At 55.6% G+C, this 19632-nt stretch carries 21 protein-coding genes; 11 read left to right on the forward strand and 10 right to left on the reverse strand.

Going from position 1 to position 19632, the window contains the following annotated elements; translation table 11 throughout:
* Window position 1 precedes the first annotated feature (1 nt).
* Both ACTG34_RS06445 and ACTG34_RS06450 read right to left on the reverse strand, forming a co-directional pair.
* Complete coding sequence (locus ACTG34_RS06445; protein ID WP_439104153.1) at window positions 2-1342, reverse strand: hypothetical protein; 1341 nt, start codon at window positions 1340-1342, stop codon at window positions 2-4.
* 47 nt (window positions 1343-1389) lie between these two features.
* Window positions 1390-2655, reverse strand: coding sequence for a hypothetical protein (locus ACTG34_RS06450; RefSeq protein WP_439104154.1), 1266 nt, complete (start codon window positions 2653-2655; stop codon window positions 1390-1392).
* A gap of 239 nt (window positions 2656-2894) precedes the next feature.
* Here ACTG34_RS06450 and ACTG34_RS06455 point away from each other — a divergent pair, with 239 nt between their 5' ends.
* From ACTG34_RS06455 to ACTG34_RS06470, 4 genes are all read left to right on the forward strand, one after another.
* On the forward strand, window positions 2895-3689 hold the full coding sequence (locus ACTG34_RS06455) for a thymidylate synthase (RefSeq protein WP_439104155.1): 795 nt from the start codon (window positions 2895-2897) through the stop codon (window positions 3687-3689).
* A 10-nt stretch (window positions 3690-3699) separates the two neighbouring features.
* Window positions 3700-4185, forward strand: a complete 486-nt coding sequence (locus ACTG34_RS06460) for a dihydrofolate reductase (RefSeq protein WP_439104156.1) — start codon at window positions 3700-3702, stop codon at window positions 4183-4185.
* Window positions 4186-4341: 156 nt separating this feature from the next.
* The gene (locus ACTG34_RS06465; protein ID WP_439104157.1) at window positions 4342-4671 is read left to right on the forward strand and encodes a hypothetical protein; all 330 of its coding nucleotides are present in this window, start codon (window positions 4342-4344) and stop codon (window positions 4669-4671) included.
* 82 nt (window positions 4672-4753) lie between these two features.
* Window positions 4754-5158, forward strand: coding sequence for a DUF2177 family protein (locus ACTG34_RS06470; protein ID WP_439104158.1), 405 nt, complete (start codon window positions 4754-4756; stop codon window positions 5156-5158).
* Here the strand turns inward: ACTG34_RS06470 and ACTG34_RS06475 are convergent.
* The gene (locus ACTG34_RS06475; protein ID WP_439104159.1) at window positions 5155-5799 is read right to left on the reverse strand and encodes a GDSL-type esterase/lipase family protein; all 645 of its coding nucleotides are present in this window, start codon (window positions 5797-5799) and stop codon (window positions 5155-5157) included. The two genes, ACTG34_RS06470 and ACTG34_RS06475, sit on opposite strands and share 4 nt — an antisense overlap.
* Window positions 5800-5955: 156 nt before the next feature.
* Here ACTG34_RS06475 and ACTG34_RS06480 point away from each other — a divergent pair, with 156 nt between their 5' ends.
* Window positions 5956-6270, forward strand: coding sequence for an arsenate reductase family protein (locus ACTG34_RS06480; RefSeq protein ID WP_439104182.1), 315 nt, complete (start codon window positions 5956-5958; stop codon window positions 6268-6270).
* Here the strand turns inward: ACTG34_RS06480 and ACTG34_RS06485 are convergent.
* The 5 genes from ACTG34_RS06485 to thrS all read right to left on the reverse strand — a co-directional run bounded on the left by ACTG34_RS06485 (window position 6246) and on the right by thrS (window position 10904).
* Window positions 6246-6791, reverse strand: a complete 546-nt coding sequence (locus ACTG34_RS06485; protein WP_439104160.1) for a DoxX family protein — start codon at window positions 6789-6791, stop codon at window positions 6246-6248. The two genes, ACTG34_RS06480 and ACTG34_RS06485, sit on opposite strands and share 25 nt — an antisense overlap.
* Entirely contained in the window at window positions 6788-7513 is a 726-nt protein-coding gene (locus ACTG34_RS06490) for an HvfC/BufC N-terminal domain-containing protein (protein ID WP_439104161.1), read from the reverse strand. The genes ACTG34_RS06485 and ACTG34_RS06490 overlap by 4 nt, the downstream gene beginning before the upstream one ends.
* Window positions 7510-8382 (reverse strand): MNIO family bufferin maturase, encoded by an 873-nt coding sequence (gene bufB, locus ACTG34_RS06495; protein ID WP_439104162.1) that lies wholly within the window; start codon window positions 8380-8382, stop codon window positions 7510-7512. Before bufB ends, ACTG34_RS06490 begins: the two co-directional genes overlap by 4 nt.
* A gap of 58 nt (window positions 8383-8440) precedes the next feature.
* The gene (locus ACTG34_RS06500) at window positions 8441-8740 is read right to left on the reverse strand and encodes a BufA1 family periplasmic bufferin-type metallophore (protein ID WP_439104163.1); all 300 of its coding nucleotides are present in this window, start codon (window positions 8738-8740) and stop codon (window positions 8441-8443) included.
* A 214-nt stretch (window positions 8741-8954) separates the two neighbouring features.
* Window positions 8955-10904 (reverse strand): threonine--tRNA ligase, encoded by a 1950-nt coding sequence (gene thrS / locus ACTG34_RS06505; RefSeq protein ID WP_439104164.1) that lies wholly within the window; start codon window positions 10902-10904, stop codon window positions 8955-8957.
* Between the two features lie 266 nt (window positions 10905-11170).
* On the opposite strand from thrS, the gene ACTG34_RS06510 reads away from it, so the two are divergent.
* A complete protein-coding gene (locus tag ACTG34_RS06510) occupies window positions 11171-11932 on the forward strand; it encodes an alpha/beta fold hydrolase (RefSeq protein WP_439104165.1) in 762 nt (253 codons plus the stop codon).
* Between the two features lie 51 nt (window positions 11933-11983).
* A complete protein-coding gene (locus tag ACTG34_RS06515; RefSeq protein WP_062219472.1) occupies window positions 11984-12697 on the forward strand; it encodes an alpha/beta fold hydrolase in 714 nt (237 codons plus the stop codon).
* 67 nt (window positions 12698-12764) lie between these two features.
* On the opposite strand, the gene phaZ is transcribed toward ACTG34_RS06515, so the two are convergent.
* Window positions 12765-14039 carry a polyhydroxyalkanoate depolymerase gene (gene phaZ, locus ACTG34_RS06520; protein ID WP_439104166.1) on the reverse strand — a complete coding sequence of 425 codons (1275 nt, stop codon included), beginning with the start codon at window positions 14037-14039 and terminating at the stop codon, window positions 12765-12767.
* 144 nt (window positions 14040-14183) lie between these two features.
* On the opposite strand from phaZ, the gene phaC reads away from it, so the two are divergent.
* The 4 genes from phaC (at window position 14184) to ACTG34_RS06540 (ending at window position 18335) form a co-directional block, all read left to right on the forward strand.
* Window positions 14184-15980, forward strand: coding sequence for a class I poly(R)-hydroxyalkanoic acid synthase (phaC, locus tag ACTG34_RS06525; protein WP_439104167.1), 1797 nt, complete (start codon window positions 14184-14186; stop codon window positions 15978-15980).
* 160 nt (window positions 15981-16140) lie between these two features.
* Entirely contained in the window at window positions 16141-16617 is a 477-nt protein-coding gene (locus tag ACTG34_RS06530; protein ID WP_439104168.1) for a phasin family protein, read from the forward strand.
* A 149-nt stretch (window positions 16618-16766) separates the two neighbouring features.
* On the forward strand, window positions 16767-17321 hold the full coding sequence (phaR, locus tag ACTG34_RS06535) for a polyhydroxyalkanoate synthesis repressor PhaR (RefSeq protein WP_439104169.1): 555 nt from the start codon (window positions 16767-16769) through the stop codon (window positions 17319-17321).
* Window positions 17322-17375: 54 nt separating this feature from the next.
* The gene (locus tag ACTG34_RS06540) at window positions 17376-18335 is read left to right on the forward strand and encodes a LysR family transcriptional regulator (RefSeq protein ID WP_439104170.1); all 960 of its coding nucleotides are present in this window, start codon (window positions 17376-17378) and stop codon (window positions 18333-18335) included.
* Between the two features lie 53 nt (window positions 18336-18388).
* Here the strand turns inward: ACTG34_RS06540 and ACTG34_RS06545 are convergent, their stop codons facing one another.
* On the reverse strand, window positions 18389-19591 hold the full coding sequence (locus ACTG34_RS06545) for a DegT/DnrJ/EryC1/StrS family aminotransferase (protein WP_439104171.1): 1203 nt from the start codon (window positions 19589-19591) through the stop codon (window positions 18389-18391).
* Between the last annotated feature and the right edge of the window lie 41 nt (window positions 19592-19632).

Here is a 19632-nt window from a genome sequence, read left to right on the forward strand (position 1 = left end):
GCTAGAACGCGGACTTGATCCCAAGGCCAATGGCCGTGGTGCGCGTGTCAAACCGCGACATGTTGGACCATGTCTGGCCGAAATTGATTTTTAATTCGGGTGCAAAGCCGTAAATGGCCTGATCTGTAAACGTGAAGCTCGCCACGCCGAATAGGGTTTTATCGCTTCGTGTGACGGGGGTGGGCACGAACGGATAGGCCTCATAGCGCGAGACCTCGGCGCCGATGGCGAAATACGCTTGCGTGCCAAAGACCGGATTGGCCGCTGTGAATTTTGTCGACACGCCGTAGCTGTCGTGGGCAAGTGTGGATGCGTCTGAAAACACGCGCTCAACATAGGCCGCGTGGTTGAATGATCCGCGCGCGGTTTTTGCGGGCGTGAAGCCAACGCTGTAGCGCACAGAATGGGAATCGGCGCGATCCGGTGACACGGCAAAGGTGCCGCGCGCCTCAAGACTGTTGCGGATCACGCCGCCGTTTGTAAGCGCGCGGATGTCGGTGATCGTCGCAGATAGGGTGTCGCTATAGGGGGCGCGACCGGAAAAGACGCGCCCTGCCGCGATGTCCCATGCGACCGCGTGCCGTTTGCCAAGCGCTTTGGTGCCGCCAAATTCAAGTGATATCCGCCCAAAATCATAGTCGGACTCCACTGCGTCTGGGGCGTCTGTTTTGGCCGTGGAGGAGAGTTTTACGAGCGTGTTGCTGACACTCGCGCCCGCATAAAGGGACAGGCCGCGCGCTTTTTCCCAGCGGTGTCGCGCCGCCGCACTGGCGCTAATCCGGTAGCCGGACAGGGCCTGACTTTGCGCGTCGACGGTGCCTGTCCACGGTGATCCGTCGACAGAATACACGTCCCCCTGCGCCCCATTGTTGACGTTCGATGAGGGCGATATGGAGAAACTGAAATTGGTGGTCCACGGGTCGTAGCGCCGTATTTCGTTGAAGTTACGAGCGATGCCACGCTTTTGTGCGGGCGTGTCTGCGGTGTTTGAGGCGCGGCGCAGCCACAGTTTTGATTGGAATGTCTTGCCGTCTTTGTAGGCTTCGACCGAGGCAAGGCGGGCCACGCGGGTGCGTTCACTGGCGTTTGGAGCTCCACGCCACGCCGCACGCGCAGCCCTCAATGCAGCGTCCGTGCGGCCAAGTCGGCGCAATGCATCAATACGGATCAAATGGGCGGGGTAAACATCGGGACGCGTGACCAAAAGACCATCGACGAGTTTTAGAGCGAGATCCGCGCGCCCCGAAACCAATTGCGTTTCAGCGAGGGCGAGAACCTCATTTTGACTCAATTGCAACACTGGCGCGACAGTCTGCGCACACGTGGGAGATGCGAGGATCATGAATCCAGCCAAACACGCAGACAGGGCATGAGGCATACGCAATTGCATTACCGATCTCGATGAAGGAGGAAGGCACCCGTTTCGTTCACGCTGTTTTCGTAAATAAAGTAGTCTTCATCCGTTCGAAAGAAGATTTCGTTTTGGTTTGAAGCGATATTCTCACTGTCAATGAGTACAGAAGCGTCCACGGGCGTGTCGAAGCGGTCGACGACGACGGTTCTGTCTAATTCGTCTGGTCGGGTTACCTGCATAATTCCGTCTTCATTGATGTCAATCCAAACGGGGTCGATGTAGATGTCGTCGCCGCCGGTAAACTCTAATGTGCCAACAGCTAACATGTCCGCATCTGAGCCGACCAACATCCCCTGAATGGTGCCAGAGCCGCCATCACCATTGCCAATGTCCTCGAACTCACCCGGAGTGTCATCGTCGCCAACGACCCATTGTGCGGCACGCCGCGCTCCAATCGTGCCCTCGGCTTGGAATTCACCTTGAGTGTCGAGCACCCCGTTGGCTGCATTGCCGCCAACGTCGTATAGGTCACCCAGAAATTCCCCCTGAGCACTGTAGGCTTTGCGCTCGGAAATGTTGAAGTAAACCGCACCTGCGCTATTGAGTTTTTCAAAGTCGATTTCAAGGACCATGGCGCCTGAAACATATTGCGTTTTTTGAGCGTTGTCGAATGTGCGGATGGCGGCATAATCGCCGCGGAAATCTGCTTGGTTCGTTTTCGGCATTGTGACGCCGCCATTGCGCCCGTAAATGAACGCACTCAGATCGTACTTGGCCTCATCGTGTAGCGAGGATCCAACCACAGTGACGTATGCCTTGCCGTTCGCACTCGTTTGATGAACCGCGAGATTTTGGAACTGAACAATAGGTTCGCCGCCAAATTCGTCGCGCGCGGTGTTGTCGCGGTTGCGGTAAACATAAAAATCGCCACTTGCGCCTGCGGTTCCCGTTGGATTTCTCGTTGTTGCTAAACGTACGTAGCTGTCATCTTCGCCATCAAACGGCATCCCTGTGATAATCAACTCATCGCCATCATCGATGACGGTCACGGAATCGGCGCTCAGGTAAAAATCCAAATCATCTTTGGTCGGATCGGTTTGCGCCTCATGTAACCGCACGATGGAGCGATCTGCGCTTAGATCTTCGTCCGCTGTTCCGCGCAGGTCGGAGATTGCGGAAATGACTTCTGGCGGTTCGGGCGTTTCGGGAACTGCGTTTGGTCCTACGGATTTATTGTTGCTGCCACAGGCCGAGAGGCCAGCCAAAAGAACGGAGATCAGGGCTATTTTTGACGTGCTCATTTTGGCCTCACCGAAAGGATATCTAAACGCGCGACTTTCATCACTTTAGTATGCCAGAACTTCCAAAGTGTCGCGCTATTGTCAACTCATGCATTGGTGTCGCGACGATAATGCCTGCGGTTGGGGGGATTCATTTTGGGAATGTGACGCAATCGTCCCTATGTTGCGGGTGTTCGCGAAGTCGTGTCCAGATATAGTGGGATCTGATTCGACCCGAGCATGAGGGAAGCCACAGCGCCATGAAGCAGTATCACGATCAACTTCGCACCATTCTCGACCACGGCGTCGAAACCACGGACCGCACGGGGACGGGGACGATTTCGCATTTCGGGATGCAGGCGCGCTATCCACTGTCGGACGGTTTCCCGCTTGTCACCACCAAAAAGCTGCACCTGCGCTCGATTATTCATGAGCTGTTGTGGTTCATCTCGGGCGATACAAACATTGCGTACCTTAAGGAACACGGGGTGCGGATTTGGGACGAATGGGCCGACGAGAACGGTGATCTTGGGCCTGTGTATGGTCAGCAATGGCGCAAATGGCCGGGCGGCGAGCGCGGCACCATTGACCAAATCGAAGGCTTGATTGAGGCGATCAAAGCCACGCCAGATAGCCGCCGCCTGATTGTTTCCGCATGGAACCCCGCCGATGTGCCGCACATGGCGCTCCCGCCGTGTCATACGCTTTGGCAGGTTAAAATATTGGGCAATAAGATGCACTTGCAACTGTATCAACGCTCGGCAGATATGTTTTTGGGCGTGCCGTTCAACATCGCGTCCTACGCGCTTTTGCTCCAGATGCTAGCACAGGTGACGGGCTATGAGGCGGGTGATTTCGTGCATTCAATTGGCGATGCCCATATCTATTCCAACCATGTTGATCAGGTGAACTTGCAACTGTCGCGCACGCCCAAAGCACTGCCACAGGTGCGTCTGAACCCGGAGGTTAAAAGCCTGTTCGATTTCACGTTCGACGATATCGAAATTCTGGATTACGACCCTGATGGTGCGATCAAAGCGCCGGTCGCTGTGTGAGGGGGCGGTCATGATTTCGCTCATCGTCGCGCGTGACCGCAATGGCGCTATTGGCAAGGGCAACGATATCCCGTGGCATGCGCCCGAAGATCTCAAGTTTTTCATGCGCGAAACCATGGGCGGGGCCGTCATCATGGGGCGCAATACATGGGACAGCTTGCCCGCCGCCGTCAGGCCATTGAAAAACCGTCTCAATATTGTGGTGTCGTCACAGGGTGTTGATCACGAGCATGTCTTTGCCACGCTTGACGCCGCGATTGCCTTTGCCAAATCCCAAGGCCGCGCACGTATTTACGGCATGGGCGGGGCGGGTATTTACGCGGCGATGATGCCGATGGCCGACCGTTTGCTGATCACAGAGGTGGATTTGGAGGTCGAGGACGCCGATACATGGTTTGCGCAGGTCGACGAGGCCGAATGGCGCGAGGTTGCGCGGATCACACTTGGTGGCGCGGGGCCGCGCTGTGAGGTCGTGGAGCGACTACGCGTTTCTTGAGGGGATATAGTGAGCGCGGCACGGGCGATTGTTTTTGTTAGACATCAAGCCGAGATATCAAGCTGCTCAGCGATGCAATGGGGTTTGACCATGAGTGCACCATTGGGTTATCGTTTTGGCAACTATAGTTTTTGATACGTTCAGGAGTTTTTCATCATGGCTAAATCTGCATATGCCCTCGCGGCGTTGGCTATTATTGCCACCCCGGTTTTTGCCGCTGATTACCAGCCTGCACAGCATGGTGTGACGCAGTTTGCCTATGAGCAGCACGTAGGGAACTATTGCCCTGCGGGCCTTCAGCCGATCCGCTACAACGGGATTGTGTGTTGTGGCGAGCCTAACGCAACGGGATATTCCGAGGCTCCAGTGGTCCGTCGGCACGCACCCGTGCGCACCTACGCGCAGTCTACAGATCCCAAATCACCCGCATACACGCCCGAACGCATCCCCATGGGAAAATCTCCCAACTCTATGGGCGGCAGCTAATTCATTTGCCACTGCGCCTTTATTCGCCACAGCGTTGATCCAAACGGGTTTGGCACGCGTACTCTAATAAAAGGAGATTCGCGTGTTACAAATTCTAACGCTATATCTATCGACGGCTGTGGTTTTTCTTGGCGTAGATGCCGTGTTTTTGAAAAATGTCATGCGCCCTGTGTTCGAGCGGACCATCGGAGATTGGTTGCTCGATGACTTCCGCGTTGTGCCTGCTGCACTGTTTTACCTCTTCTACATTGCGGGTGTTTTGATTTTTGTGTCCTTGCCCGCGTTGGCAGGTGGGTCGTTGGTCGCGATCGCGGCCAAGGGTGCCTTACTTGGTGCGTTGGCATACGGGACATTTGAATTCACGTCTTACGCCGTGTTGGATCGTTGGTCCGCGCAGTTGGTTGTGATGGACGTGGCTTGGGGCGCGTTCGTGACAGGTCTGGCGGCTGTTGCAGGTGTTGTCATTGCGCGCGCTGTGCACGGCTAAGCGATTGCGCGCTGGATTTCAGATTGGATGAAATCCGCAATAGCGCGCCCTAAAACATCATGTGCGGCGGCGTCAAAATGGATGCCGTCCACATCAGAACAGCGAATAACCGATCCTGCATCGAAAAAACCCACATCGCGTTTTTCGGCTTCGGCTGCATAGAGCGCGGCGATATTGCGGGCTTTTTGTGTCGCTCCGGCAAACTCATCAGCCAGGATCCCTGCCTCGAACGGCGCAGGGGGGGCAATCAAAAACGGCTCGAACCCGCCATGACGCTCCTGCACATCTTCCGACAACGCAACATCAAGTAAAAAGCCGACATCAGACGCGATTTCATCGGCGCTCGCGTCGAAGTGCGCCTTAAAGTCATTGGTCCCTAGCATGATAGCAAGTGCGTCAATCGGACCATGGCTTTCGAGGGCGATGAACAGGCCGATGCGCCCATCCATATGCGGCCCCATGACGGGACAGGGTCGCGCAGTGGTCCGCCCCGGCAAGCCCTCTTCGGTCAAATCCCAATCCAACGTTTGGGCGCACACAACAGGCCACCGGTGTTCGATGCGCGGCAAATTGGCGTCAAACGCAGGCACAGGTTGCGTCCCATACGTGTTGCTATCACCAAAGCATAAGAGTCGGGGCATGGGATGTCCTTTTGGGCGTTTTGGTAAATCAATCAGGATGCAACTTGGGCCGAGTGGCCCCTGATTACAACCGTATTTGGCGGTGTTTTCTGGGTGTATTCTCTCCGAAAAATGAGCAAAATGAATGAACTCACGACGAAAGGCGACATGAATATGATAACCGTTTACGGAATTAAGACCTGTGACACCTGCCGCAAAGCGGTAAAGGCCCTCGATGTTGAGCTGCATGATATTCGCACCGCGCCGTTGTCCATGGCGCAGCTGGCACAGTTTCATGAGGCGTTTGGAGATGCGTTGCTCAATACGCGCTCGACCACATGGCGCGGCTTGTCCGACGAGGAGCGCGCGCTGGCACCGCTTGACTTGTTGTCAGCCCATCCAACCGTGATGAAGCGACCCGTGATTGATCGTAATGGCACGCTTTATCTGGGGTGGGGTAAGGATGTTCAGGCGGCTTTGTCGGATGTGTAGTCCGACTGTTTGAGGCGTGAGTTTAAGAGGGCGTCGAGGGAGAGCGATCCCGCGCCCATGCCGACCAATGTTGCGAACAAAAAGACCCAGAAAGCGCGCTGATCAAGGATGAGTGCATCCGAGGCGCGGTCGAACCACGCACCGATAGTTGTGGGGTCCGCGTCGTGACCAATGATGTCGGTCAGCGATTGAACAACGGTAAAGCCGATCATGCCGAGGGCAGCGATCCGTGTGAACAAGCCGATGACGATCAACGCCGGTAAAATGAACTCGGCGTAGGTGCCGCCCATAACAACGAGCCAATGGAATGCACCCAGTTGGCTGGCATCATATCCCGCCGCTTCCATCTGACGTGGGAAAATCTGCGCGTAGGCCCCAAGGGATGGTGTGAATATACCGTCGAGTTTGGTGAGGGCTGACCCCCAAAAATAGCGCAAGAGAACGGCGGCAAATACGATGCGGGCGAAAACGGGCAACACGTGGGTAGATGTCCGAGTGATGCGGTCAAAAAAATCAGTCACGCAATGTCCTCCAAGTGAATGATGGCCCCGCCCGACATGAGCGCGCCGATAAAGACAGTAAGATCGAGAGTGTGCGGCGCCCCCTCCAAGGCTTCGCCTAGGGGCGTCCCCGTGTTTAACGCGGTTAGGATTGCAGATGTGCCTTTTGGAAATGCCTGTAGCACAGGGTCAAACTCTGGCCGTGTGATCAGGATGTCTTGCGCGGCTCCTGTGGGGCTTGGCCCACCAAACGCGGCACCATGGATCTCCAAAATAGGGTAGGGCGAACACACGATGTGGACTGCGGGCGCGAGGGTGACGCGCGCGGCAAAGGCCGCAGGATCGGTGAGGCGATTTGGGGCAATCGCGGGGGCATCGGCCGCGTGGTACGCACACCGCATCGCCCATTCTAGGCGCGCAACATCCGCCAGATAGGGAAGAGATGCGGCGGGGGAAAAGGCCGCGATAAATGCCGAAAATTCTGCGCCGTAGAGTGGCATAACGGGTGATTTTGGCGGGTGAGCGCGCACAAACGCGCCCGCCATTGCGTCAAAAAACGCGTCGCCGACCAGTGATTTGACAGCAGGAAATCCGGCGCCGAGAGCGTCTTTCAATCCAACCACAACGTTGTTGCGATAGACGTTGAACCGCTTTGTGGTCGCGCGCCCTTGCCCGTCCGAGATGCCTCGGGGCACGGGGGCCGCAGGGTCGAGTGTTGCGGTGATAAAGGCGGCTTGGCTCATGCGTGCACACCTTCTAGTAGGGTAGCGGCGCGCACGGCCTCCCGTGCAAGGACGTCCCACGCTGGCACATCGTTGTCCCATTCGATCAGAGTTGGTTTCGGCCCGCCCACCGCGATGGTATGCGCGTAAAGCGCCCAAACCGGATCGGCGATCTCGCGTCCGTGACTGTCAATCAATAGCGGCGCGCCGTGGTCGTCCTCATCCTCGTCATGCCCGCCTAGATGGATTTCTCCCACAGCCGCGTGATCGAACGCATCGATATAGGCGCGGGGGTCGAGATTTAGGTTGGTCGCAGATACAAAGACGTTGTTCACATCGAGCAAAAGCCCGCATCCCGTGCGCCGTGCCACTTCGCGCAAAAACGCCACTTCGTCCCATGTGCTTTCGTTAAAGACCAGATAGGAAGACGGGTTTTCGAGCAACATCGTGCGTCCGATTGTCTCTTGGACTTCGCTGACATGCGCGCAAATACGCGTCAACGTGGCATCGGTGTAGGGCAGTGGCAGTAGGTCGTTGAAATATCCGCCCGCACCGTCGATATTGTGCGTCGACCACGCTAGATGTTCGGAAAAGGACGCGGGGTTCAACCAGTCGATGAGGTGTTTAAGGCGGGCGAGGTGATCGGGGTCAAGGCGGCCTTCGCCGCCAATCGACAGGCCAACACCGTGGACGGATAGGGGAAATCGTTCGGATAACGCGCGCAGTTGCGCAATGGGTCGCCCACCTGCGCCCATGTAGTTTTCGGCGTGAATTTCGAGCCATTTGACAGGATCTGCCCCCGCCAAAATATTTGAAAAATGCTGGGGTTTGTAGCCAACACCGGTTGCTGCGGGCAGAGATGTTGTGGTGGTTTGTGCGGCGTCCAACATGGGGCTCTCCTATGTTGTGGATGGGGCGGCCCGATGTGCGCGCCGCCCCGATGTGCGATTACATTGGCAAGTCGCGCTCAAGGGCTTCGAGAGAGCCCATGCGCTCTGGCTGATCGCCCATCGCCGCAATTGTAATGCTCTCACAGGTGCCTTCGGGGACGAGTGACCATGCGTTGCCTTGGTAGTCTACTTTGGATGTTCCAGCGCAGGATGTGCCCGGACCCGCCGCACAGTCATTTTGACCGGCCATCGCGACACCAAAGCATTTTTCTTGTGCTTGAGCGGATGCGGTGGTGGCGTGTGCGGACAATGCGGCAGCTGCGGCAACGGCCAGAGCGAGTGTTTTTGTGTGTTTCATTGTGTGTCTCCCAAAACTCATACGTTTGTTAGCGCCATCGTGGCGGTGTCCCAAACGTGTCAGATGAGAGCGATCACAGACCACTCACGAGGGCGTGTCCTTACGCGTCTGTTAGGGAGTGTAACAAACGCAAACGTGAGTTTAGGGGGCTGAAATGTAAAGCGCCCTCTCGATTGAGGGCGCTTTATGTGTTTATTATCAGTAATTTGTGGCTTTATTTCAAGTCGGGCGCGAGTGCCTCTTGTTTCAATGTGCTCACGATTTTGTCGAGGGCGACAACCGAGGTTTGCTTCTCTCCGAGGCGGCGAACTGAAACAGTTCTTTCCTCAACTTCGCGGGCGCCCACAGCTAAAATGACCGGAACTTTACCAAGCGAGTGTTCGCGCACCTTGTAGTTGATCTTTTCGTTGCGTGTATCGGCCTCGGCGCGCACGCCTTGCGCCTTCAATGCCGCGACGACTTCGTGGACATAATCGTCCCCATCCGAAATGATCGAGGCGACCACCACCTGACGCGGGGCAAGCCAGAACGGTAACTTGCCCGCATGGCTTTCGATCAAGATACCGATGAAGCGCTCGAACGAGCCAAGCACGGCACGGTGCAGCATTACGGGGCGGTGTTTGTCGCCGTCCCCACCTACGTAGCTCGCGTCAAGGCGTTCGGGAAGGTTGGGGTCGATCTGAAGTGTCCCACATTGCCAATCGCGCCCGATCGCATCGGTGAGCACGAATTCGAGTTTGGGGCCATAGAACGCGCCTTCGCCCTCTTGAACTTCAAACTCGTATCCAGCCGCTTTGATCCCGTTGGCCAAATCGGTTTCCGCCTTGTCCCAGCTCTCTTCGGTGCCAACGCGCTTTTCAGGGCGGGTGGACAGTTTTACCTTCCACTGGTCAAATCCCAGATCGGCATAGATTTTCGCCAAGAAGGTGACAAATTTCTTAGTCTCTTCCTCGACCTGATCATCGGTACAGAAAATATGGGCGTCATCTTGGGTGAACCCGCGTACACGCATGATTCCGTGTAGTGCGCCAGATGGCTCATAGCGGTTGCATGATCCAAATTCGGCCATGCGCAGCGGCAAATCGCGATAGGATTTTAGCCCCTGATTGAACACCTGAACGTGACATGGACAGTTCATCGGCTTGAGCGCGTTCACAGTCTTTTCGCGTGCGTGGTCTTCGTCGACTTCGACGATGAACATGTTGTCTTGGTAGTTTTCCCAGTGTCCCGAGGCTTCCCACAGTTTACGGTTCACAACTTGGGGTGTGTTCACCTCGACATAGCCATCGCGCTCTTGTTGGCGGCGCATGTAGTCTTGCAGCAATGTGTAGATACGCCAGCCGTTCGGGTGCCAGAAAATCTGTCCGGGGGCCTCTTCTTGCATGTGAAAGAGGTTCATTTCGCGGCCCAACTTACGGTGATCGCGTTTGGCGGCTTCCTCCAACATTGTCAGGTGCGCTTTGAGCGCCTTGGGGTCTTTGAACCCGACACCGTAAATGCGTTGTAGCATCGCATTGTCGGAATTCCCGCGCCAGTATGCGCCGGCAACAGACATCAATTTGAACCCGTTGGCGGGCACTTGGCCCGTGTGTTGCAGGTGCGGACCGCGACACAAATCCTGCCACTCGCCGTGCCAATACATGCGGATCGGCTGTCCATCATCGGGGATCATCCCAACCAGTTCGACCTTGTAGTGCTCGCCACGTTTTTCGTAATGCGCAATCGCATCGGCGCGGCTCCACACCTCGGTGCGGACCGCATCGCGGGCGTTGATGATCTCTTTCATCTTCGCCTCGATCGCGCCGAGATCCTCGGGGGTGAATGGTTCTTTTCGGTCGAAATCATAGTACCAACCGTCTTTGATCACTGGGCCGATAGTCACTTTGACATCCGGCCACAACTCTTGGACGGCGCGGGCCATGATGTGGGCGAGATCATGACGGATCAACTCGTTGGCTTGGTCGTCATCTTGCATGGTGTGGATTGCGATCTGTGCATCGGCTTCAATCGGCCATGCCAAATCCCAATGCGCACCGTTCACGGTCGCAGAGATTGCTTTTTTGCCAAGCGAGGTTGAGATGCTGTCGGCAACTTGTGCGGCGGTGACGCCCGCGTCAAACGCGCGTGAATTGCCATCAGGAAAGGTGAGAGAGACTTGGGCCATATGTGGCACTCCTCGTCAGTTTGGCGCCCACTGAACGCCCGGTTGCGGGTTATATTTTCGCGCCCTATGTGCTTTAGGCGGAGGCGCAAAGTCAATGCGAAAGAGGGGGTGTTGCGCCCGCATTGCCCGCATTTCATGCGAATTCTGCCCTCTCATACGTATCGCCGCCGACACATGCGGCTTTATTGGTGATGTTGCGTGTGGTGCGTTTGCAAAGAGCGCTGAGGCGCGCTACCTGTCAAGGGAGATCAAAATGGAGCCTGACTATGACCGATTTCCTCGATGCCCCGACAGGGCGTAGACTCGCCTACAACCACGTCGAGGGTGAAGGCGTCGGGGTTGTGTTTCTTGGTGGCTTTATGTCGGATATGGCGGGCACCAAGGCTGTGGCTCTTGAGCAGTGGGCCCGCGCGCAAGGGCGGCCGTTTTTGCGCTTCGATTATTCAGGACATGGCGAGAGCGATGGCCGGTTTGAGGACGGTTGTATCGGCGATTGGGCCGAGGATGCATTGGCCGCCATTGAGGCGCTCACACTTGGGCCTCAAGTACTTGTCGGCTCATCAATGGGCGGATGGATTTCACTCATTTTGGCCAAGCGTATTGCAGAACAGATCGCGGGCTTTGTGGGGATTGCCGCCGCGCCCGATTTTACCCAAGACGGGTTTTGGGCGGGGTTCGACGCCGATCAACGTACCGCTTTGGAGCGAGACGGCGTAGTATATCTACCGTCCGGTTATGATAGCGATTATCCCATATCCAAACGTCTGATTGAGGACGGGCGCAGCAATCTTGTTTTGCGCGACCGCCTGTCCCTTCCGTTCCCTGTGCGACTTCTCCAAGGGACCAATGACGGGTCGGTAACACGCGAGACAGCTCTGCGGTTGATGGATCACATCGACGGCGCGGATGTGCGGCTTACCTTTGCCAAAGGGGCCGATCATTCGTTTTCGACAATCGAGTGCCTTAAAATGGTCGAAGCCGCGATTTTTGATGTCCTAGGGCACATGTCCCACGGCGACGATGCGTAGGGCGAGGCCATGATCATGGACGCAGACAGATATGAGAGAGTGGTGGGGTAAATGTCCAACGCGGTGGTGTTTCTTCCGGGGTTTTTAGCAGATGGGCGTGTTTTTGCGGATCAGGTGTCGGACCTCAGTCGGGAGTATGCGGTCATGGTCGCCCCATTGGTTGGTGCGAGTGTAACCGAGATGGCCGATCATGTTTTGGCCCATGCGCCGCCACGCTTTGCCATTGCGGGGCATGATTTGGGCGCGTCTGTGGCCGCCGAAGTGCTGCGCCGCGCGCCTGACCGTGTGGAGCGTATTGCTCTCATCTGTGCCAATGCTCAATCCGAGCCACCGAATGCAGCGGCTGCGCGCGAGCCACGCATGGTGCGCGCGCGTTCCGGCCGGTTGGGCGAGGTGTTGTTTGACGAGTTGCCAATTGGTGCCTTGGCCAGTGGTCCGCACCGCAATGCCATCCGTGACTATTGGATCGATATGGCGCTTGAGGCGGGTGTTGAGGGCTATCTCCATCAATCCCGCATCATGCAGCGCCGCCCTGATCAACAAAACATTCTGCGCCGCGCACGTTTGCCCGCGTTGGTGATTGGTGGTCAGCACGATACCATTTGTCCGCCGCGTAGACAGGATTTTATCGCCCAACTTATGCCGCGTGCACAGTTGGAGATTATTGATGCGGCGGGGCATTTGCCGATGCTGGAGGCACCGCAAACCGTCACGCGAATCTTGCGCAGCTGGATGCAAATCGATGCGCCTTTGGTTTTGACGTGATGGTGGCAAACCAAAACGGCGCCCTTTTTCAAGGACGCCGCGTGTTTTGGATTGAAAGGCCTTTGGCCTAACCCGCTTTCTTCTTCGCGTCTTTGCCCGCAACCACGCGCGGCCCAGAGTTCTGATCGATGAAATCCAGAACCAAGGGTCGGATATTTGTGCGCCAACTGCGGCCCGCAAAAATACCATAGTGGCCTGCGCCTTGCTCAAGGTGCGATGCCTTCATGGTGTCGGGGAGGCCCGTACAAAGCGCTAGTGCCGCAACACATTGACCAGGTGCGGAAATATCGTCCTCGGATCCTTCGACGGTTTTCACAGCAACATCGGTGATCGCGCCGATATCTACTTTGCGGCCTGCCACAACGAACTCGTTTTTGGCGATTTCCAAGCCTTTGAAAATACGCTCGACCGTTGACAGATAGAATTCTGCGGTCATGTCCATCACGGCAAGGTATTCATCGTAGAATTTGTTATGCTTGTCGTGTTCCGAGGCTTCGCCTTTGGCCACGCGGCTGATTTGGTCAGTGAAGGCTTGGCTGTGCTTTTCGCTGTTCATGCCGATAAAGGACGAGAGCTGCAACAATCCCGGGTAGACCTTTCGTCCGGCCCCTTTGTATTTAAAGCCAACGCGCTGAATCATACTCTCTTCGAGTTGCCCCATAGTGACGCGGTTGCCGAAATCCGTGACATCGGTCGGGGTCGCATCGGGGTCAATCGGACCACCGATGAGTGTGAGCGAGCGCGGTTGCGCCGCGGGTTCATCTTCGGCCAGATAAGCCGTTGCGGCAAGCGTGAGGGGCGCAGGTTGGCAGACTGCGATCACGTGTGTCTGCGGGCCCATATGTTTCATGAACTCGACGAGGTAGAGGGTGTAATCCTCTACGTCGAATTTGCCCTCGGAGACAGGAATGTCGCGGGCATTGTGCCAGTCGGTGATATAGACCTCGCAGTCGGGTAGAAGCGAGACAACGGTGGAGCGCAGCAAGGTGGCGTAGTGGCCTGACATCGGAGCAACGATCAAGACCTTGCGCGGCAGTTCCTTGCGGCTTTGAATTTTGAATCGGATCAGGTCACCGAACGGCTTGGAAACTTCTGTGACCACTTCAACAAGGTGGTCTCGCCCATCTTCGCCGACAACGGATTGGATATTCCAGTCCGGTTTTGTGACCATGCGCGCAAACGAGCGCTCAGTGACTTCGCCCCATGCGGACAACCATTGCAATCCTGGGTTCGGAACGAGCGCGAACGCAGGGTAGGATCCAAGGGCCCGCGCGGACGCGCCAAGCCATTGGTTCGTATTGCGAACCGTTTCCATCCAATCGTAACTTGCCATAAATCGCATGGTGGTCTCCTGCTGAGGTCGGTGCGCGCGTAATATTTGTGCGTGCAATAGCTTTCCAGAGTCAAACTGTGTCGCTATCATGTTACCATACTCTTACAGTAAATGTTAATGCTGCAAGTGCAAAATGATCGGGGAGGAGGCAATATGGCTCATGATGGCACCGTAACAGGTGGTGACGAACGTCCCGAACTCGATAAGCTCAATGAAAATATCGAACGAATTGAGGGGCTGTCGCAGAGGTTGTCAGCGGCGCTTGCCCGTAAAAAGCCGATCCCCGCAGCGTTGCAAGGACCAAGCCAAGAGCTCTATATGAAGGCGGCGAGCGCCTATATGTCCGAAATGGTCAATAATCCGGCCAAGATCGTCGAACATCAAATCGGCTATTGGGGCAAAACGCTTAAACATTATGTCGAGGCTCAACAGCGATTGACGAAGGGGGATATGACCCCGCCGCCAGATGATAGCCCTAAAGATCGCCGCTTTTCCAACCCGCTTTGGGACACGAATCCCTATTTCAACTTTCTCAAACAGCAATACATGACAAATGCTCAGGCCGTTGAGGCGGCTGTTGTTGATATGGGTGCGCTGGACGATCGCGAACGCAAGCGGATCGAGTATTTTACCCGTCAGATCGTTGATATGATGGCGCCGACCAACTTTTTGGCAACCAACCCCGACGCCTTGGAGCGCGCCGTGGCGACCGATGGCGAGAGCCTCGTGATGGGGTTAGAGAACCTTGTGCGCGACCTTGAGGACCATGACGGTGAGATGGTTGTAAATCTCGCGGACAAAACCGCGTTCGAGGTGGGCAGGAACATCGGAACGAGCAAAGGCTCGGTGGTGTTTCGCAATCGTATGTTCGAGCTGATCCAATACGCGCCGTCGACAGAAACAGTTCACACCACACCGCTTTTGATCTTTCCACCTTGGATCAACAAATTTTACATTCTTGATCTCAAAGAAAAAAACTCTTTGATCAAATGGGTCGTGGATCAGGGATATACCGTTTTTGTTGTCTCATGGGTTAATCCCGATGAAAGCTACGCCGATGTGGGTCTCGAAGACTATATTGAACAGGGCTATTTCACCGCGATTGAACAGGTCAAGGACATCACCGCGCAAGATAAGATCAACGTTGTTGGCTATTGTATCGCAGGAACGACGCTCTCCATTGTGCTCGGGTTGATGCAAAAGCGCGGCGATACGTCAGTAAACTGTGCAACCTTTTTCACCACACTCACGGATTTTTCGGATCAAGGCGAGGTTGGCGTGTTTCTGGATGACGATTTCATCGACGGGATCGAGGAAGAGGTCAAAACGTCAGGTTTGATGAAGTCGCTCTACATGTCACGGACATTCTCCTATCTGCGTTCGAACGATCTCATCTACCAACCTGCGATCCGCTCCTACATGCTGGGCGAAGCACCGCCCGCCTTTGATCTGCTCTATTGGAACAGTGACAGTACGAATTTGCCCGGCCGCATGGCGGTGCAGTATTTGCGCGGGCTGTGTCAACGCGATGAGTTGGCCACCAAAGGTTTTGAGATTTGCGGGGAGACCGTCAAATTGTCCGAAGTCTGCGTGCCTTTGTGTGCGATCGGCTGTGAAACCGATCATATTGCGGCGTGGGATGCATCGTACAATGGCATTCGCAAGATGGGGTCCACGGACAAGACCTTTATCTTGTCGGAGTCGGGCCACATCGCAGGCATCGTCAATCCGCCGTCGAAAAAGAAGTACGGACACTATACCAATGACGATCTGTCGTTAGCCCCCCAAGAGTGGAAGGGCACGGCGACCTTTACGAGCGGAAGTTGGTGGCCGCGTTGGGAGGCGTGGTTGTCTGGTCGCTCCGGCGCGCAAATCCCCGCGCGCAATGAGGGTGATTCGGGTCATGACATTCTCGCTCCCGCACCCGGAACTTACGTTAAGTCATCTTAAAGGTATGATAAGGTATTGCTTTGGCTCACTTTTGCTGCATCGCAGCATTAAGGCTTGATTTTCTGCATTGCGGCATGCATATTGTTCGCAGATGCAGAAATTGGCAGCGCCCAGACTTCTCAGGACGCATGCTCAAGATAGCCAGTAAGGAGTTATACCAATGGCCAAGACTGATGACATGACAAAGATGATGAAAGACATGATGGGCGCATTTCCGGTAGATATGTCCGCTATGCAAGAGACATTCAAAACCCAAGCATCGCTTGGTGAGAAAATGTCCAAAGTCGCTGTTGAAGCGGCTGAGAAATCTACAGAGATTTCGTCCAAGTGGACAAAAGAAACACTTGCGAAAGTTGCAGCTTTTACATCCGCTAAAGACGAGCCAACAGATTACACAAGCGCAATGACCGCGTTTGCATCTGCTCAGGCCGAGCTTGCCACTGAAAACATGGCTGCTTTCGCTGAGATCGCCAAAAAAGTTCAGATGGAAACTGTTGACCTGTTGCTTGCCGCTGGCAAAGACATGGGCGAAGACATGACCGCCGCTGCTAAAAAAGCAACGGACGAACTGACATCCGCCGCTAAAAAAGCTACGGACGAAGTGACTGCTGCTACGAAAAAAGCGACAGCGAAATAATCGCATAAACTTCATCTGCTTTCTCCCTCCTCCCTGAGAAACGCGGATCGCGAGACGGGCTCCTCCTTTTTGGCGGGGCCCGTTTTCTTTTGCATTTGCGAAACCCATCCCTTAGCGTTTTCTGCAACGCAATAAGGGAGGGGAACCCAATGGCCGATATAAAAGAGCCTTTGCTAATCAAGCGGTACGCATCGCGCCGCCTCTACAACACCGAGACCTCTGACTATGTCACGCTTGGCGATATTTCGGAGTTCATACGTGGTGGCCGCGAGGTTCAAATCGTTGATTTGAAATCCGGCGATGACTTGACGCGTCAATATCTACTTCAAATCATTGCAGAACATGAAAGCCGTGGAGAAAATGTGCTGCCACTCAATGTGCTCAACGATTTGGTGCGTAGCTACACCACCGATGTGACATCGGCCGTGCCGCAGTTCTTGGCTCAAAGCTTTGAGATGTTCCGTGATGGGCAAGAGAAGATGATGCAAGGATTAGGCGGATCCATTCCGGGTCTGGGTGCCGTTCAAGCGCAGCAAGAAGCCTTTATGAAGGCGATGACAGGCGGACTTGGCAGTCTCGGGACAAGTTGGGCAACACCCGCCAAAGAGCCTGAGCCGGAACGCAGCCGTAGCGATGGCGATGATCTCGACACCATTAAAAAGCAGCTTGCAGAGCTTCAAGATAAGCTGTCGAAACTGAAGTAAAGCGTGGCCGCGCGGATCAATAGCGATTTGCGCGGCACAACATGAGGGCGAACCATGAGCGATACGGTCACGCGTTTGACCCTTTGGGGGGTGGAGGTTTTTCTCGCCGCCGCCGAAGAGGGATCGGTGTCTGCCGCTGCACGTCGTCTCGGGGCATCGCCCTCTGCCATTTCCCAGCAGATTACCAATCTTGAAACCGCACTTGGCGCGGAATTGCTGAACCGGTCCAGCCGTCCGATGACGCTCACGCCTGCGGGGCGCATTTTGCGACAACGGGCGTTGGTGATCCGCTCTGAAGCGGCGCGCGCGCGATCAGAGATAGCCAGTTTGGACCTGACCCAATTGGGTCAATTGCGCCTTGGTATGGTTGAGGATTTCGAGGCATCGGTGACGCCGACCCTGATTGCGGATATGGCGGATCGATTGTCGCAAACGCGGTTTGAATTGGAAACGGGGCCCTCGCACCGTCTGCTTGATAAGTTGGAACACCGTGCTCTCGATATCGTTGTTGCGGCCGAGCTTGGCGCGCCGGCTGCATGGATGGATGTGCGTGCGCTGTTGCGCGATCCGTTTATCATCGTCGTGCCCAAAGGGCGTACACCAGACCCCGACACGCTCTGCAACCTGCCATATATTGCATACACAAGCCGTCATGCGATGGGGCGCACATTATCGGCGCATCTCGCCGAGCAGGGTGTGCGCACTCCACGCCGGTTTGAATTGGACAGCTACCGCGCGATGCTGGCGATGGTAGCCAGCGGGACGGGGTGGACGATCCTAAGCGTCTTGGGCGCACAGCACGCGGGGCGGTATGCGGCCGAAATTGACGTGCATCCACTGCCGATGGCACCATTGGCCCGCACATTGTCACTCTTTGCCCATACCGATGGAATGCCGGATATGGCGGATGACATTGCAACGCGTTTGCGTCCGTTAATCCGTGACCGCGTTGTGGCCCCTGCGGTTGACGCATGGCCGTGGTTGGCGGGCCAAATCGAGCTGATCACAACGTAAAACGCCGCTCCATGCGAAGCGGCGTTTGTAGATCAGTGTCGCGTTCTAGCCGCTTATTCAGCCGCGATCTTTGCCGATTTCGCACGTGTTGCCGCCTCTATCAGGGCATCGGCGATATAGTCGAGATCGGCCGTTTCGAGGCGCGCAGGCAGGCGCGTATCACAGGCTTTCGACAACATTTCACGGGTCTTGGGGAGGGCGGGAGCCTCTCCCAAAAACTGCCAGTTCCAAAACGCGCGGGCGTTGTCTGTGGACAGGCCAAAGACCTGAACCGATACGCCATTTTCCTTGGCCGCGGCTTGAAACGCAATCGCCATGTCACGGTCAAAATCAACGAGATTGAATTGCAGGCTGTCGGGTGCACGGACCTCTTTGTCCAGTTTCGCCGGCACTGTGAGATAGGGACACGTCTCAAGGCGTGCGGCGACATAATCGTGGTTGGCGCGGCCATCAGCGACACGGCGCGGCACCTCTTTGAGTTGGGCGCGCACAATGGTCGCGGACATATTGGACAGGCGCGTATTGTAGAGGGGCAGTTTGTTTTGCCAGCGGTCAAACGCCTCTTGCAGGGCATTATTCCGCTCTGTGTTATGTTTTTGCCAGTTGTGTTCATAGGCCCCTGACATGATCACGGCGCGGGCATAAATGTCCTCGTCATCGGTGATCATAATGCCGCCTTCGCCTGCGTTCAGCAGTTTGTAGGATTGAAACGAGAAACATCCGATCTGGCCAATAGTGCCAACGTTTTTACCATCCCAAACAGTGCCAAGCGAATGTGCGGCGTCCTCAATCAATGGAATGCCTTTGGCGTCACAGGCCGCTTTGATTGCGTCCATATCCGAGGTGTGGCCGCGCATGTGCGAGATAAGAACAGCGTCTGCATCGACCATTTTCGCATGAAAATCATCCAGATCGATCCGGTAGTTATCCCCGCATTCGACAAGCACAGGCGTGCAATCGGCATGAACGATGGAGGAGGGCACCGCGGCAAAGGTAAACGCAGGAGTTAAGACCTTCGCTCCGCGTGGCAAGTCCAAAGCCTTGAGCGAGAGAAACAAGGCGGCGGAACATGAGGCAACGGCGAGCGCATATTTTGCACCCAACATCTGCGCGAACTCTTGTTCCAACAAGGTGACGGGGGCATCTTTGGCGGCGGTATAACGAAACAAATCACCGCTGGTGAGCAAGCGCTCGACTTCGGCGCGGGCCTCTTCGGGGATTGGTTCTGCATCGTAAACGTTTGGAGCGCTGGCCATAACTTTCACCATTTTTAAATTCTGCTTTCGGAATACCTGTA

Source organism: Celeribacter marinus (assembly GCF_965656515.1).
Taxonomy (GTDB): Bacteria; Pseudomonadota; Alphaproteobacteria; order Rhodobacterales; family Rhodobacteraceae; genus Celeribacter; species Celeribacter marinus_D.